The following is a 15,599-nucleotide window of genomic DNA, read 5'->3' as shown; positions in this document are numbered from 1 at the left end:
AACCGATTGTCCGCGCCGCCCCGCCGCCTGTCATTACCCCAGCCGCAGCAGCAGCGCCGAGGCCGCGCACACCAGCAGGAAGGGAATGCTGATGCGGTGGAACTCGCGCAGCCCGTGCGGCAGCTTCGCCAGCCGCAGCGCGATCAGGTTGGCCAGCGAGCCCAGCACGCAGCCGAACCCGCCCACGCTCACGCCGGCCGCCAGCGCGGGCAGGTCGTGCACGTAGCGGTCGAGCAGGATCGCCGCCGGCACGTTGCTGATGACCTGCGAAGCGGCAATGGCCGCGAGGTAGGCGCGCCAGCCTTCGCCGATGGGCCAGTGGCCCAGCAGCGCCGCGATGGCGGGCAGCTCGGCGGCCTGGCGCAGGTCGACGAACATCAGGGCGATGATGGCCAGCAAGGCCCAGTCGATGCCGCGCAGCACGCGCGGGTAGGTGAGCAGCAGCACGCCGAACACCGCGCCCAGGCCGGGCAACAACCAGTGGCGGTCGAGCGCGACCACGAAGCCGACGAACAGCACGCCGGCCAGCGCCAGCAGGCGCGGCTGCACGGGCGCGGCCTCGGTCTCCTCGCGCAGCGCGATGGGCGTGCGCGGCACCAGCCACCACACGGCCACGAAGAGCCAGAACAGCATGATCGCCACGGTCGGTCCCATCATGGCCATGAAGCCGAAGAAGCTCTCGCCCGAGCGGTGCCACAGGTACAGGTTCTGCGGGTTGCCGATGGGCGTGAGCGCCGAGCCCGCGTTCACGGCCAGCGCCTGCAGCACCACCAGCCGCGCCAGCGGCAGGTGCGCCTGCACGGCCAGCACGCGCGTGAGCGGCACCAGCAGGAACAGGCTCACGTCGTTGGTGACCAGCGCCGACAGCAGCGCGGCCGTGGCCGTGAGCGCCATCGCCAGCCCGCGCTGGCTGTGCGTGTGCGCCAGCAGGCGCCGCGCGGCGGCCTGCAGCATGCCGCTCTTCTCCACGCCCTGCGTGATGGCGAGCAGGCCCGCGAGCGCGCCCACCGTTTGCCAGTCGACCAGCCGCAGCCAGTCCATCGGCGCGCGCGGGCGCACGAAGGCGAACACGACCGCCACGGCCACCAGCACCCACAGCAGGCCGTTGCCGCCGCCGTGTTCGGACGGGGCGGCGGTGTCAACAGTCGGGGAGGCGCTCACTCGATCAGGCACTCAGGTCGCGCAGCTCGCGCTTGAGCACCTTGCCGATCGCGCTGCGCGGCAGCTCGTCGATGAAGCGCAGGCGCGCCAGCCGCTGGGTCTTGCCGACCTGGGCGTTGGCCCACTGCAGCAGCGCGTCTTCGGTGGTGGCGTCGCCCTCGCGGCGCACCACAAAGGCCACGGGCGTCTCGCCCCACTGCTCGGACGGCACGCCGACCACCGCCACGTCGGCCACCGCCGCATGGCCGCGCAGCACGCCTTCGAGGTCGCTCGGGTAGATGTTGAAGCCGCCGCTGATGATCATGTCCTTCTTGCGGTCGAACAGCGTGAGGAAGCCGTCGGCGTCGAAGCGGCCCACGTCGCCGGTGCGGATGAAGCGCTTGCCGGTGGCGTCGAACCACTCGGCCTCGCGCGTCTTCGCGGGCTGGCGGTGGTAGCCGGTCATCATGCCGGCCGAATGGCCCACCACCTCGCCGGCCACCTCGGTGTCGCCGCGCGGCAGCTCGTTGCCTTCCTCGTCGATCAGGCGGATGTCGCTGCCCGGCGCGGGCTGGCCCACGGTGTGCAGCTTGGTCGGGTTCAGGTGCGCCTCCAGGATGCAGGTGCCGCCGCCCTCGGTCATGCCGTAGAACTCGACCAGCCCGCCCGGCCAGCGCTTGAGCACGTCGGCCTTGAGCGCCGCGTTGAAGGGCGCGCTGGTGCTGAACTTGTGGCGGAAGGTCGACAGGTCGTGCGCGTCGAAGCGCGGGTGCGCCATCAGGCGCTGGTACTGCACCGGCACGAGCATGGTGTGCGTCACGCGGTGCTGCACGGCCAGCTGCAGGTAGCCCAGCGCGTCGAACTTGGGCATCAGCACCACGCAGCCACCGAAGGCGAGGGTGGGGAAGAACACCACCAGCGTGGTGTTGGAGTACAGCGGCGTCGACAGCAGCGTGACCGTCTCGGGCCCGTACTCGTACTTGGCGCCGCGCTGGATGTGCGACCAGCGCATGCCGTGGCCCTGCACGATGCCCTTGGGCTCGCCGGTGGTGCCCGACGAATAGATGATGTTGAAGGCCCAGTCGGGTTGCACCTCGACGGGTTCCGGCTTCGCGCCGGGCGCCGCGAGCCAGTCGTCGAGCGCGCGGCCGACACCGGAGCCGTCGAGCGCGATGTGCGGCAGGCCCGTGGCCTGCGCGGCGCCGACCACCTCGGCGGCCGAGGCGTCGGTGAACAGCAGGCGCGCGTCGGCGTCGGTGATCATGCGCGCCAGGCTGGCGGGCGCCGAGCCGGGGGCCAGCGGGGCCACCGCGACGCCCGCGCGCAGCGCGCCCAGGAACACGGCGGCATAAGGCACCGACGAGGCGGCGCAGACGGCGATGGCGTCGCCGGCGCGCAGGCCGTCGCGCTGCAGGGCGGCGGCGATGCGGTCCATGAGCGCGTCGAGCGCGCGGTAGTCCAGCGTCTGCTGGGCATCGGCCAGCGCGGGGCGCTCGGGGGTGTGCTGGGCGTGGAGGCGGACCAGGTCGGCAAGGGTGCCGAAGTCGCGCGCGGCGGCGTCCTGGAGGGCGGGGTGCAAGTTCAAGGTCGATCCTTCGTCTGGGGCCAGACGGCAGGATAGCGAAGAAGCCCGGCGCGGGGTGTGCCGCCCGCGACGAAACCCTGATCAGTCGGCCGTGTCGTCGCCCTGCTGCGCCACCTCGAACAGCGCGCGGATCAGCGGCCGGTCCTTGCGCACCGCCAGGCAGCACAGCGAGTAGCTGATCGACAGCTCGTCGTCGTCGATCTCCACCATCTTCAGGCCGGGCAGCGGAATGCACTCGATCTGCGTCACGAAGCCCACGCCCATGCCGTTGGCCACGGCGTGCAGGATGGCCTCGCGGCTGTTGATCTCCATCACGCAGTGCATCTGCACGCCCTGCTGCGCGCAGGCGCGCTCCACGCGGTGGCGCGTCTTGGAGCCGGGCTCGCGCAGGATCACGGGCTCGCCCGCGATGTCGCGCGTGGCGATGGTGCGCTTCTTCGCCCACGGGTGCTTCGCCGGCACCACGGCCACGATGCGCTCCACGCGGTACGGCACCTGGTGCAGGCCTTCGATCTCGGGCGGCTCCACGAGGATGCCGACGTCGATGTCGAAGTCCTGCAGCCCGCTGAGCGTGGAGGCCTCGGAGCCGATCGACACCGTCAGGTCGAGCCCGGCGTGGCTGCGCTTGAAGCTGCGCGCCAGCTCCAGCGCAATGGGCGGCGACACCGCGCCCACGCGCACCAGCCCCGTGCGCAGCTTGTGGGCGCGCTGCAGGAACTGCATCGCCTCTTCCTCCTGCCCGAACAGGCCCTGCGTGATCGCATACAGCTGCTCACCCGCGGCCGTGAGCCGCACGGCGCGCCCGCTGCGCAGGAACAGCTCGACGTTGAAGCGCTCTTCCAGCGCCTTGACCTGGTCGGTCACGGTGGGCTGGCCGATGTGCAGGTAGCGCGCGGCCGTGGTGAAGCCGCCGGTCTTGGCGACGGCGTGGAAGCAGCGGATCCACTTGTAGTACTGGTGAAACATGGGGCGATCGTGAGGGGCGTGCGCCGAGCCTCCCTCAGATGCGGCGCCGGCGCCTATGCAGGCTTTCCCGAAGGCATCCATCGGTTTTGGACGGGTTGCACGCGCGAAATGCGATTGGACGCCCCGGTGCGCCGCTTCGACACTGCGGCCCAGACAGAAACCGGAGACAAAAAACATGCCCCACGCCTACCGCAACCCCGTGTCCATTCATTCCGGGCGAGGCAGCCTCGCACGGCTGCCCTCGCTCCTGGCGGGGCGCCGCGTCGCCCTCGTCACCTTCCCCGAGGCCCGCGGCCTGGGCCTGGTCGATCGCCTGCAGGCGCTGCTGGGCGACGCGCTCGTCACCGTGATCGACGACGTGCGCCCCAACCCCGACGTCGCCCACCTGCGCGACCTGTACAACACCTTCTGGCAGTCGGACGCGCCCTGCGACGCCATCGTGGCGGTCGGCGGCGGCAGCGCCATCGACACGGCCAAGGCCCTGATGGTGGGCACGGCCAACGGGCAGTTCGACGAGCTCGTTGCGCTGCTGGCCACCGGCAAGCCCTTCGTGCCCGCCAGCGTCAAGCCGCTGATCGCCGTGCCGACCACCGCCGGCACCGGCAGCGAAGTAACGCCCTGGGCCACCATCTGGGACGCCGGCAACCAGAAGAAATACTCGCTGCACCTGGACGCCACCTGGCCCGAGGCCGCCATCGTCGACCCCGAGCTCATGCTCTCGGTGCCGGCGGGCACCACGGTGTCGACGGGGCTCGATGCGCTGTCGCACGCGCTCGAAGCGATCTGGAACGTCAATGCCAACCCGGTCTCCGACACCTTCGCCGTCTCGGCCGTGCGCGACATCTTCGACTGCCTGCCGGCGCTGCTGAAAGACCTGGGCAACCTCGACCTGCGCGAGCGCATGGCGCTGGCCGCGCTGAAGGCCGGCATGGCGTTTTCCAACACCAAGACGGCGCTGGCGCATTCCATCTCCTACGAGATGACGCTGCGCCACGGCCTGGCCCACGGCATCGCGTGCTCGTTCACGCTGCCCCTCGTGCTGGAGAAAGCCTGGGCCCGCTCGCCCGACCGCGACCGGACGCTGCAGCTGCTGTTCGGCACCGACCTGGCGACCGCCACGCAGCGACTGCGGGCTTTCCTGCAGGGGCTTGGCGTGAAGACCGAGTTTGCCGACTATGGCGTGGCGGACAGCGAAGCGGCGGCCATGATCGCGCGCGCCATGGACGGGGCGCGCGGCAAGAACTTCATCGGCGCGGCGGCGTTGGCCTGACGGACAGGGACTGCGCAGCGAGACAAGTCAGCAAGACAAGACAGACAGCCATATGCCGGCCATCGAGCCGGCCCCACGGGCCCCACGCCCGTCAAGACAAGGAGACATACCATGCAAGCGGCCAATCCCATCCTGCAGGCGGGCACCTACGCACGCCCCCTCGACAATTCGTTCCGCAAGGCGCAGTGGCGGATGCTGCTGGCGGCCATGTTCTGCTACTTCTTCTTCTACACGGGGCGGCAGACCTTCGGCTTCGCCATCCCCGGCATCCAGAAGGAGTTCGGCCTCTCCAAGGAAATGCTGGGCTGGGCCTCGACCTCGCTGCTGTGGTGCTATGCCGTCGGGCAGGCCATCAACGGCAACCTGGGCGACAAGTTCGGCGGGCGCCGCGTGATGACCGCCGGCGCCATCCTTTCGTGCGCCGCCAACTGGGTCGTGAGCTTCGCGGTCGGCTTCAAGAGCCTGGCGATCCCGTGGGGCATCAACGGCTACTTCCAGGCCCTGGGCTGGGCGCCGGGCAGCCGGCTGCTGTCGAACTGGTGGGGCGCGGGCGAGCGCGGCAAGGTCTACGGCTTCTACGTGTTCGCCGCCGGCTGCGCCTCGGTGCTGTCGTTCGTGACCTCGATCATCGTCGTCAACGTGCTGCACCTGGACTGGCGCTGGATCTTCCGGCTCCCCGTGCTGCTGATGCTGGTGGGCGGCATCGCCTTCTACCTGATCGCCCGTGAACGGCCGGAAGACCTGGGCTTCAAGTCGCCCGACACCGGCGTGGCCAACAACAACCCGCAGGACGCCGACAAGGCCGGCGTGGCCGACGGCGAACCGCAAGAGAGTTCGTGGTCGCGCTACAAGGCCGTGCTCAGCAACCCCAAGCTGATGATCGCCGCGCTGGCCATCGGCTTCCAGAACGCAGCGCGCTACGGCCTCATCGTCTGGGTGCCGGTGCACTTCCTGGGCAAGGACTGGGCCAAGGCCGCCGACGGCATGATCGACCCGGCCTGGATCTCGGTGGCGCTGCCCGTGGGCATGGCCTTCGGCGCGCTCACCAACGGCTGGATCTCCGACAAGGTGTTCGGCTCCAAGCGCTACAAGGCCATCGTGCTGTACATGCTGCTGGGGGCCATCGCCTCGATGGGCATGTACCTGCTGCCCACCAGCATCCTCGGCCTGGGGCTGCTGTTCCTGGCGGGCTTCTTCGTCTACGGCCCGGCCTCGTCGTTCTGGGCCCTGTGCCCCGACCTCGTGGGCGCCAAGCGCGCCGGCACCGCCACCGGTGTCATGAACTTCTTCTCGTACCTGCTGGCCGGCCTGGGCGAACCGCTGATCGGCCGGATGCTGGACCACTCGGGCAGCACCTCGGTGGTGTTCCCCATCGTCGCGGCCAGCTGCCTCATCAGTGCCTTCATCGCGCTGTTCATCCGCCGCTGAGGCCTGCGCACCGACACACCCAACTTGCCAAGGAGCATCTCTTCATGAAATCCGATCGACTCGAAGTGAACGGCCGCAGCTACCGCTGGATGGTCCGCCCGGTCGTCGTCGTCTGCGTCGACGGCTGCGAGCCCGCGTACCTCGATGCGGCCATTGCCGCCGGCGTGGCACCGTACCTCGAAGCCATGCGCAAGGACGGCGCCGACCTGCTCGCCGACTGCGTCGTGCCCTCGTTCACCAACCCCAACAACCTGTCGATCGTGACCGGTGCACCGCCCGCGGTGCACGGCATCTGCGGCAACTACTTCTTCGACCGCGAGCTGGGCCAGGAAGTGATGATGAACGACCCCAAGTACCTGCGCGCCGGCACCGTGCTCGCGGCCTTTGCCGACGCGGGCGCCAAGCTCGCGGTGGTCACGGCCAAGGACAAGCTGCGCAAGCTGCTGGGCCACAAGATGAAGGGCATCTGCTTCTCGTCGGAGAAGTCGGACCAGGTGACGATGGAAGAGAACGGCATCGACAACGTGCTCGACATGGTCGGCATGCCGGTGCCTTCGGTGTACAGCGCCGAGCTGTCGGAGTTCGTGTTCGCCGCCGGCGTGAAGCTCATGGAATCGCGCCGCCCCGACCTCATGTACCTGTCGACCACCGACTACGTGCAGCACAAGGCCGCGCCGGGCAGCCCCGCAGCGAATGCCTTCTACCAAATGATGGACGGCTACCTGGCACAGCTCGATGCACTCGGCGCCACCATCGTGCTCACGGCCGACCACGGCATGAACGACAAGCATGGTGCCGACGGTTCGCCCAACGTCATCTACCTGCAGGACGTGCTCGACGGCTGGTACGGCCCGGACCGCGCGCGCGTGATCCTGCCGATCACCGATCCGTACGTGGTGCACCACGGCGCGCTCGGCTCGTTTGCCACCGTGTATGTGCCCAGCGAGGACGAGGTGCCCGGCTGGATCGACCGCATCCAGCGCATCCCCGGCATGCAGTTCGTGCTCTCGCGCAAGGAGGCCGCGCAGCGCTTCGAGCTGCCGCCCGACCGCATCGGCGACATCGTGGTGGTGAGCGAGCAAAGCACCGTCATCGGCACCTCGGCCACGCGCCACGATCTCACGGCGCTCGAAGTGCCGCTGCGTTCGCACGGTGGCGTGTCGGAGCAGAAGGTGCCCTTGATCTGCAACCGCCCCGTCGCAGGCGTGGCGAGCACGCGGCGGCTGCGCAACTTCGACGCGCTCGACCTCGCACTGAACCACGCCCAAGGCCCGCTGGTGGCCGCCGCCTGAACTTATTTGACGGAGCATTCCATGAGCAAGTCCGACCACGCCGCCCTGAAGCCCGGCACCGTGTACCGCGAAGCGCTGCGCATCGCCGGCGAGAAAGTCCACCGCGACCGCACCATCGAGGTCACCTACCCGTACACCGGCGAGGTGATCGCCACCGTGCCCAAGGCCACGCTGGACGATGTGCGCAATGCCCTGCGCATCGCCCGCGACTACAAGCCCACGCTCACGCGCTACGAGCGCTACAAGATCCTCATGCGCGCCGGCGAGATCATCGCTTCGCGCCTGGATGAAATGTCGCGCACCATCACGCTCGAGTCGGGCCTGTCGCGCAAGGACTCGCTGTACGAAGTGGGCCGCGCCTCCGACGTGCTGCTGTTCGCCGCCAACCAGGCGCTGGTGGACGACGGCCAGGTGTTCTCCTGCGACCTCACGCACCACGGCAAGAGCCGCAAGGTCTACACGATGCGCGAGCCGCTCTTGGGTGCCATCACCGCCATCACGCCGTTCAACCATCCGCTGAACCAGGTGATCCACAAAGTGGCGCCGGCCATTGCGACCAACAACCGCATCGTCTTGAAGCCCAGCGAGAAGACGCCGCTCACGGCCTTCCTGCTGGCCGACATCCTGTACGAGGCAGGACTGCCACCGCAGATGCTGTCGGTGCTCACGGGCGACCCGAAGGAGATCGCCGACGAGCTGCTGACCAACGCCGACGTCGACCTCGTCACCTTCACCGGCGGCGTGCCCATCGGCAAGTACATCGCGGGCAAGGCCACCTACAAGCGCCAGATTTTGGAGCTGGGCGGCAACGACCCGATCATCGTGATGGAAGACGCGGACATCGAAGAGGCTGCGACGCTCGCTGCGAACGGGTCGTACAAGAACTCGGGGCAGCGCTGCACGGCAGTCAAACGCATGCTGGTGCACGAGTCGGTCGCAGATCGCTTCGTCGAGCTGCTGGTGCAGAAGACCCGCGCGCTGAAGTACGGCGATCCGATGGACCCGGACACCGACATGGGCACCGTGATCGACGAAGCGGCTGCCAAGCAGTTCGAAGCGGTAGTCAACGAAGCCATCGCGGCCGGCGCCAAGCTGCTCTACGGCAACGAGCGCCGCGGCGCGCTGTACTCGCCCACCGTGCTTGACCACGTCGACCCCGAGATGACCGTCGCCAAGCACGAGACCTTCGGCCCCGTGTCGCCGGTGATCCGCTTCAGGAACATCGACGAGGCGATCCGCATCTCCAACGGCACCGCCTACGGTCTGTCGTCGTCGATCTGCACCAACCGCCTGGACTACATCACGCGCTTCATCCGCGAGCTGAACGTGGGCAGCGTGAATGTGCGCGAGGTGCCGGGCTACCGCCTGGAGCTCACGCCCTTCGGCGGCATCAAGGACTCGGGCCTGGGTTACAAGGAAGGCGTGCTCGAAGCGATGAAGAGCTTCACCAACACCAAGACCTACTCGCTGCCATGGTGAGCGGCGCGGCGCACGAGGCGCATGGCGCATCGCGCGCCGTGCGTGAAACCCCACCGCCGATGGCGCTGGCCGTGGCGGCCAAGTGGCTGTCGCGCTACAGCCGCGCGCCGATGCCTTTGGCCAAGGTGACCGACTCGGAAAGAGGGACTGCCGGCGACGGGGACCGCAACGCCGCACGCTGGATCGCCTGACCCGCCAGCACGCGCGCGCGCGCATCGGCCGCGAGGATGTCGTCCAGGTTCTCGTGCGCGGACGAGGGCGCCTGCTGCAGGCAGTCTTCCACCACGCAGGCGATGTCGGTGTAGCGCAAGCGCCCGTTCAGGAAGGCATCGACCGCCACTTCGTTCGCCGCATTGAGCGTCACGCTCGCCGCGCACCCCGAGCGCAGCACCTCCAGCGCCAGGCGCAGGCAGGGAAAACGCTTCAGCTCGGGCGCGGCGAAGCTCAGGTGGGCGAGCTGCAGGAAGTCCAGCGGCGCCACGCCCGAGTCGATGCGCTCGGGCCAGGCCAGCGCGTGCGCGATCGGCGTGCGCATGTCGGGGCGGCCCAGCTGCGCCAGCACCGACTGGTCGGCATAGGCCACCATCGAATGGATCACGCTCTGCGGGTGGATCACCACCTCGATGCGCTCGGGCGGCATCGCGAACAGCCAGCGCGCCTCGATGGTCTCGAGGCCCTTGTTCATCATCGTCGCGGAGTCGACCGAGATCTTGCGGCCCATGCGCCAGGTGGGATGCGCGCAGGCCTCGTCGGGCGTGACGCGGTCCAGCGCCTCCAGCGGGCGGTGCAGGAACGGCCCGCCCGAGGCGGTGAGTACCAGCCGCTGCACGCCCGCGCCGCCGGCCGGTGCGCCCGCCAGGCACTGGAAGATCGCGTTGTGCTCGCTGTCCAGCGGCAGCAGCGTGGCGCCGTGCGCGGCCACCGCGCGCATGAACAGCGCGCCGGACATCACGAGCGCCTCCTTGTTCGCCAGCAGGATCTTCTTGCCCGCCCGCGCCGCCGCCAGCGACGACAGCAACCCCGCCGCGCCGACGATGGCCGCCACCACCGTGTCGCAGCCCGCCGATTGCGCCACCTCGCACAGCGCCTGCGGGCCGTGCATGACCTCGGTGCGCAGGCCGGCCGTACGCAGCCGCGCCTGCAACCGCATGGCGTCTGGCGCATCGCCGACCACCGCGATCTCGGGGCGAAACGCGACGCAGTGCGTGAAGAGCTTGTCGAGGTTGCGGTGCGCCGTCAGCGCATGCACCGTGAAGCGGTCGGGGTGGCGCGCCACCAGGTCGAGCGTGCTGTCGCCGATCGACCCGGTGGCGCCGAGCAGGGTGAGGCGTTGCGTGGCCATGGAGATGCCTTCAGACGGCAGCGATCGGCACGACGCGCTCGCGCGACGACGGCTTCATCCACGCACCGAGCCGCTCGCTCGCCTCGGCATCGGCGCCGTAGCGCGCGGCCACGTAGGTCTCGACCAGCCGCGTGAAGTCGTCGGCGATGTGCTCGCCCTTGAGCGTCAGCGCGCGTTCGCCGTCGATGTAGACGGGGGCCACGGGCTGCTCACCCGAGCCCGGTAGCGAGATGCCCAGGTGCGCGAGGCGGCTCTCGCCGGGGCCGTTGACCACGCAGCCCATCACGGCCACGTGCATGTCTTCCACGCCCGGAAAGCGCACGCGCCAGGCCGGCGCCTGCGCGTGCAGCCAAGCTTCGATCTGGCTGGCCAGCGACTGGAAGAAGGTGCTCGTGGTGCGCCCGCAGCCGGGGCAGGCGGTCACGCTGGGCGTGAAGGCGCGCAGGCCCATCGACTGCAGGATCTGCTGCGCCACCAGCACCTCGCGCGTGCGGTCGCCGTTCGGCTCGGGCGTGAGCGACACGCGGATGGTGTCGCCGATGCCATGCTGCAGCAGCACGCCCATCGCGGTGGCCGAGGCCACGATGCCCTTGGAGCCCATGCCCGCTTCGGTCAGGCCCAGGTGCAGCGGGTAGTCGCAGCGCGCGGCCAGTTCGCGGTACACGGCGATCAGGTCCTGCCCCTGGCTCACCTTGGCCGACAGCACGATGCGATCGGGCGGCAGGCCGACGTCCTCGGCGCGCGCGGCGTTCTCCAGCGCCGAGACGATGAGCGCCTGGCGCATCACCTCGTCGGCCGGCTGCGGCTGCGCGGCTTGCGCGTTGACGTCCATCAGGCGCGCCAGCAGCGCGGGGTCGAGGCTGCCCCAGTTCACGCCAATGCGCACCGGCTTGCCGTGGCGGCAGGCGATCTCGATGAGCTGGCAGAACTGCGCGTCGCGCTTGTCGCCCCGGCCGACGTTGCCGGGGTTGATGCGGTACTTGGCCAGCGCCTGCGCGCAGTCGGGGTACTGCGCGAGCAGGCGGTGGCCGTTGAAGTGGAAGTCGCCCACCAGCGGCACATTCACCTGCTGGCGCGCGAGCGCATCGCGGATCGGCGCCACCTGCGCGGCGGCCTCCTCGTTGTTGACCGTGAGGCGCACCAGCTCGGCCCCCGCGCGCGCGAGCGCCGCCACCTGCGCCACGGTGGCGGCCGCGTCGGCGGTGTCGGTGTTGGTCATGGCCTGCACGGCCACGGGCGCGTCGCTGCCGATGCGCACGGTGCCGACGCGCACCTGCCGCGAGCGGCGGCGTGCGACCGGGGGCTTCATGGCGCGGCCTCTATGGCCGTGTCCGCCGCGAGTTCGGCCGGCAGCCGGAACACCACGTGCTCCTCGCGCCCGGGCAGCGTCAGCAGTTCCACCTCGGCCAGCCGGCGCAACGCGGCGACCACGTCCTGCACCATGGTCTCGGGCGCCGAGGCGCCGGCGGTGACGCCCACCGCGCCGGCGTCGCGCACCCAGTCGGGCTTGAGCTCGCTGCCCTGCGCGATGAGGTAGCTGCGCACGCCGGCCTGCGCCGCGATCTCGCGCAGGCGCTGCGAGTTGGAGCTGTTCTGCGCGCCGACCACCAGCACCACGTCGACCTGCTGGCTCAGCTCGCGCACGGCCGTCTGCCGGTTCTGCGTGGCGTAGCAGATGTCGCGCGTGTCGGGCCCGACGATCTGCGGAAAGCGCCGCTGCAGCGCGTCGATGATGCCGCGCGTGTCGTCCACCGACAGCGTGGTCTGCGTGATGTAGGCCAGCGGCGTGTCGGCATCGAGCACCAGCGCGTCCACGTCGGCCTCGGTCTGCACCAGCGTGACCGGCGCGGGAATCTGCCCCAGCGTGCCGGTCACCTCGGGGTGCCCGGCGTGGCCGATGAGGATCAGCGCATAGCCCTTGGCGGCATAGCGGCGGCCCTGCTCGTGCACCTTGGTGACCAGCGGGCAGGTGGCGTCGATCGCGCGCAGGCCGCGCGCGCGGGCTTCGACCTCGACCGCGTGGCTCACGCCATGCGCGCTGAAGATCGCCACCGCGTCCGCGGGCACTTCGGCCAGCTCTTCGACGAACACGGCGCCCTGCGCCTTCAGGTCGTCGACGACGTGCTTGTTGTGCGGCTGTGGATGACGTCGATGCCGACGGCTTGCGCGGATGCTTGCATGGTGTGGGCGCTCCTGGTGGGGGAAATTCAGAGGCGTCGCGCGATGACGCTGTAGGTCGAGAACTTGTCCTTGATCAGCGCGACCGAGAGGCTGACCGCCATCACGCGCAGCTCTTCCAGCGGCGGCGGGATGGTGTCGGGCGTGAAGTTCTTCTCGATGTTTTCCTTCACGTCGGTGAACCAGCGCGCCACGTCGATGTTGCGCGGGAGCACGCGCATGTCTTCGACCACGAAGCCGCTTTCTTCGAGCACGCGGCGGAAGTAGGCCGGCGTCTTGCGGTGCTTGCAGGCGAGGCGGTCGACCTCGTCCTCGATGTCGGAGCGGTAGTTGTCCAGCGGGATGTTGTAGAGGTTGTCGGAGATGACGACCTTGGCCCCCGGGCGCATGCGCGCGGCCACCTGCTTCATCGAGCGTTCGTACAGGTCGTTCGGAAAGTGCGAGATGACGCCGCGGATCGTCACCAGGTCGTAGGGCGTGTCGGGGTTGGGCAGCAGGGCGACGTCCTGCGCATCGCACAGGTACAGGTTCACGCGGTCGCTCAGGTGCTGCTGGGCGTGGTAGCGGGCGCAGTGCGCGAGCTGCGTCTCGCTGATGTTGATGCCGTCGAGCTGGCGGCATTGCGGAAAGTGCTCCGCGAGGTAGCGCAGGCCGAAGCCCCAGCCGCAGCCCACGTCGAGGATGCGGCGGATGGGGAACGGCGGGGGCTGGTCCAGGCCCGCGATTTCCATCTGCTGGTCGAAGTAGCGCAGGCCCGATTCGTTGAGCGAGATCGGCGGCACCGAGCGCGGGTCGTCGTAGACGCCGAACTGGAACATCAGGTCCTCGCCGATGGCCTTGCGCCAGTCCTCGGGGTCGTCCTGGTAGGTGTACTCGACCTTGGCGTGGTACGGGTTGGCCTCGGCACCCCGGATCACTTGAAGCGAAGGCGGGGCGGGCGCGTCGATGCGGCGTGCGGTGGCTGTGCTCATCGGGTTCTCCTGTGGCTGTTGGCGACCGTGGCGTCGAGCCGTTCGGCGGCGGCCAGGCTGGGCGCGACCATGGTGCCGAAGGCCAGGATGGCGATGCGCGCGCCCATCGGCTGTGTCGACTCGCGCCGCACCTGGCCGCGGCCGATGCGCAGCGGCTGCAGCGCGCGCACGGGCAGCGCGCCGGGCCCGCCGCCGCGCGGGTAGCGCACGGCGGCCGGGCCGTCGTGGCGCAGGGCGGTGTGCAGCATCTGGCGGCACTCGTCTTCGTCGGACGCGGCCATCACGACCATGTTCGGAATGCAGCGCAGGTAGGCGACGTCGAAGGCGCCCATGTGCGTCGCGCCGTCGGCGCCGACGATGCCGGCGCGGTCGACCGCGAACACGACCGGCAGGTTCTGCAAGGCCACGTCGTGGATCAGCTGGTCGTAGGCGCGCTGCAGGAAGGTCGAGTAGATGGCGACCACCGGCCGCATCCCCGCCGCCGCGAGGCCTGCGGCGAAGGTCACGGCGTGCTGCTCGGCGATGCCGACGTCGAAGTAGCGCTCGGGAAAGCGGCGCTCGAAGTCCATCAGGGCCGAGCCCTCGCGCATGGCCGGCGTGATGGCGACCACGCGCGCATCGGCCTCGGCCTCGTCGCAGAGCCAGTCGCTGAAGACCTGGGCGTAGGTCGGCTTGGCGGGGGCTGACGCGGGGGCGGTCTTGATGCCTGCGGCGGGGTCGAACTTGCCGGGGCCGTGGTACAGGACCGGGTCCTGCTCGGCCGGGCGGTAGCCGTGGCCCTTCTGGGTGACGATGTGCAGCAGCTGTGGGCCTGGCTGCGCCTGCAGCTTCTGCAGGGCCGGAATCAATGCGCCCAGGTCGTGGCCGTCGATGGGGCCGGTGTAGTGGAAGCCGAATTGCTCGAACAGGGTGGCGGGCGACAGGCCGAGTTCCGAGGGCTCGCAGGGGGCCAGCGCCGGGCGCATGGCGCGCAATCTTTGCCGGCTGGCTTCATTGGCGCTGGCATAGGCGCGTTCTGAAATCAATCCGCCCAGATAAAGGCGAAGCATGCCGACGGGCGGCGAAATCGACATGTCGTTGTCGTTCAATATCACCAATAAGCGGCCGCAGGCCTGCGTATTGTTCATGGCCTCGAAAGCCATGCCGGCGCTCAAGGCCCCGTCGCCGATCACCGCAATGGCGTGGTCGGTCGAATTGGAAATGCGGGCGGCCTGTGCAAATCCCAGGGCGGCGGAAATGGAGGTGCTGGAATGCGCAGTACCGAAATGATCGTGCTCGGATTCGGTGCGCCTCGGAAATCCGGAAATACCGCCGAATTGGCGCAAGGTGGGCATGGCCTGGCGCCGGCCGGTCAGGATCTTGTGGGCGTAGCTCTGGTGGCCGACGTCCCAGATGATGCGGTCGCGCGGGGTGTCGAACACGTAGTGCAGGGCGACCGTCAGCTCGACCGTGCCCAGGTTGGAGGCGAAGTGGCCGCCCGTGCGGGACACGCTGTCGACGATGAAGGATCGCAATTCATCCGCAAGGCCCAGCAATTGCGCAATGCCGAGCTGGCGCAGCGAATGGGGCGAATCGATGGCTTCGAGCAGGGCATGCATTCCTGTTTCTCCGTGAGATGGAAACGCGCGGGCCGTGGCGACTGAATTTTTTATGCGATGCGGTACTGGCTAATTTCGGACAAAACAATGCCTTGGAAATTGACGGTTCAATTTCCTTGTCAAAGCCTCCGAGGGAACCTGAAAGCGCGTCGGCTCCGGGTTTTTAATTCCGGGTCGGGCGAAATCAGGAGGTCAGCGTAGGGGATGGATTTGGCGCACGCAAGCGAATACGGCTGCAAATTTTTTGATACCCCGGGTTATTTACCCCCGAGGTTTTAATTAGTTTTTTGGATGGTGCGGCGCGCGCGCACGACCGCCACGGCCGTTCCAAAACGGCCGCGGTGCGAGGT

General features: G+C 69.1%; 11 protein-coding genes and 1 pseudogene. 4 read left to right on the top strand and 8 right to left on the bottom strand.

Features of this window, described 5'->3' with window-relative positions; genetic code table 11:
• Window positions 1-33: 33 nt before the first annotated feature.
• From AC3WQR_RS23345 to AC3WQR_RS23335, 3 genes are all read right to left on the bottom strand, one after another.
• Entirely contained in the window at window positions 34-1,161 is a 1,128-nt protein-coding gene (locus AC3WQR_RS23345) for an SLC13 family permease (protein WP_492743963.1), read from the bottom strand.
• A gap of 4 nt (window positions 1,162-1,165) precedes the next feature.
• A complete protein-coding gene (locus AC3WQR_RS23340) occupies window positions 1,166-2,719 on the bottom strand; it encodes a class I adenylate-forming enzyme family protein (RefSeq protein ID WP_492743994.1) in 1,554 nt (517 codons plus the stop codon).
• Window positions 2,720-2,806: 87 nt separating this feature from the next.
• Window positions 2,807-3,691 (bottom strand): LysR substrate-binding domain-containing protein, encoded by an 885-nt coding sequence (locus tag AC3WQR_RS23335; RefSeq protein ID WP_492743961.1) that lies wholly within the window; start codon window positions 3,689-3,691, stop codon window positions 2,807-2,809.
• A gap of 175 nt (window positions 3,692-3,866) precedes the next feature.
• On the opposite strand from AC3WQR_RS23335, the gene psrA reads away from it, so the two are divergent.
• From psrA to phnY, 4 genes are all read left to right on the top strand, one after another.
• A complete protein-coding gene (psrA, locus tag AC3WQR_RS23330) occupies window positions 3,867-4,961 on the top strand; it encodes an iron-containing alcohol dehydrogenase PsrA (RefSeq protein WP_307638487.1) in 1,095 nt (364 codons plus the stop codon).
• Between the two features lie 111 nt (window positions 4,962-5,072).
• Window positions 5,073-6,389, top strand: a complete 1,317-nt coding sequence (locus tag AC3WQR_RS23325) for an MFS transporter (protein WP_307638488.1) — start codon at window positions 5,073-5,075, stop codon at window positions 6,387-6,389.
• Between the two features lie 44 nt (window positions 6,390-6,433).
• Window positions 6,434-7,681, top strand: coding sequence for a phosphonoacetate hydrolase (gene phnA / locus AC3WQR_RS23320; RefSeq protein WP_492743958.1), 1,248 nt, complete (start codon window positions 6,434-6,436; stop codon window positions 7,679-7,681).
• 21 nt (window positions 7,682-7,702) lie between these two features.
• On the top strand, window positions 7,703-9,160 hold the full coding sequence (gene phnY, locus AC3WQR_RS23315) for a phosphonoacetaldehyde dehydrogenase (protein ID WP_492743956.1): 1,458 nt from the start codon (window positions 7,703-7,705) through the stop codon (window positions 9,158-9,160).
• Between the two features lie 94 nt (window positions 9,161-9,254).
• On the opposite strand, the gene ispC is transcribed toward phnY, so the two are convergent.
• The 5 genes and pseudogenes from ispC to dxs all read right to left on the bottom strand — a co-directional run.
• Entirely contained in the window at window positions 9,255-10,502 is a 1,248-nt protein-coding gene (ispC, locus tag AC3WQR_RS23310; protein WP_492743954.1) for a 1-deoxy-D-xylulose-5-phosphate reductoisomerase, read from the bottom strand.
• A gap of 10 nt (window positions 10,503-10,512) precedes the next feature.
• Window positions 10,513-11,811, bottom strand: a complete 1,299-nt coding sequence (gene ispG, locus AC3WQR_RS23305) for a flavodoxin-dependent (E)-4-hydroxy-3-methylbut-2-enyl-diphosphate synthase (protein WP_492743952.1) — start codon at window positions 11,809-11,811, stop codon at window positions 10,513-10,515.
• Window positions 11,808-12,674, bottom strand: coding sequence for a 4-hydroxy-3-methylbut-2-enyl diphosphate reductase (gene ispH, locus AC3WQR_RS23300; RefSeq protein WP_492743992.1), 867 nt, complete (start codon window positions 12,672-12,674; stop codon window positions 11,808-11,810). The genes ispG and ispH overlap by 4 nt, the downstream gene beginning before the upstream one ends.
• Window positions 12,675-12,709: 35 nt before the next feature.
• Window positions 12,710-13,651, bottom strand: coding sequence for an SAM-dependent methyltransferase (locus tag AC3WQR_RS23295; protein WP_062480112.1), 942 nt, complete (start codon window positions 13,649-13,651; stop codon window positions 12,710-12,712).
• Window positions 13,652-13,668: 17 nt separating this feature from the next.
• Window positions 13,669-15,249: pseudogene (gene dxs, locus AC3WQR_RS23290) on the bottom strand (1-deoxy-D-xylulose-5-phosphate synthase); the annotation flags it as partial.
• Window positions 15,250-15,599 lie beyond the last annotated feature (350 nt).

The organism is Variovorax sp. FW305-3-2-15-B-LB1, from assembly GCF_058787635.1.
Note: the sequence above shows the minus strand (reverse complement) of the source record. Positions and strands in the feature narration are given on the sequence as shown.

Bases quoted from the DNA above. Each gene is read 5' to 3' on its own strand.
- psrA (WP_307638487.1), top strand. From the start codon at position 3,867: ATGCCCCACGCCTACCGCAACCCCGTGTCCATTCATTCCGGGCGAGGC.
- ispC (WP_492743954.1), bottom strand. From the start codon at position 10,502: ATGGCCACGCAACGCCTCACCCTGCTCGGCGCCACCGGGTCGATCGGC.
- phnA (WP_492743958.1), top strand. From the start codon at position 6,434: ATGAAATCCGATCGACTCGAAGTGAACGGCCGCAGCTACCGCTGGATG.
- phnY (WP_492743956.1), top strand. From the start codon at position 7,703: ATGAGCAAGTCCGACCACGCCGCCCTGAAGCCCGGCACCGTGTACCGC.
- AC3WQR_RS23325 (WP_307638488.1), top strand. From the start codon at position 5,073: ATGCAAGCGGCCAATCCCATCCTGCAGGCGGGCACCTACGCACGCCCC.
- ispG (WP_492743952.1), bottom strand. From the start codon at position 11,811: ATGAAGCCCCCGGTCGCACGCCGCCGCTCGCGGCAGGTGCGCGTCGGC.
- AC3WQR_RS23335 (WP_492743961.1), bottom strand. From the start codon at position 3,691: ATGTTTCACCAGTACTACAAGTGGATCCGCTGCTTCCACGCCGTCGCC.
- AC3WQR_RS23295 (WP_062480112.1), bottom strand. From the start codon at position 13,651: ATGAGCACAGCCACCGCACGCCGCATCGACGCGCCCGCCCCGCCTTCG.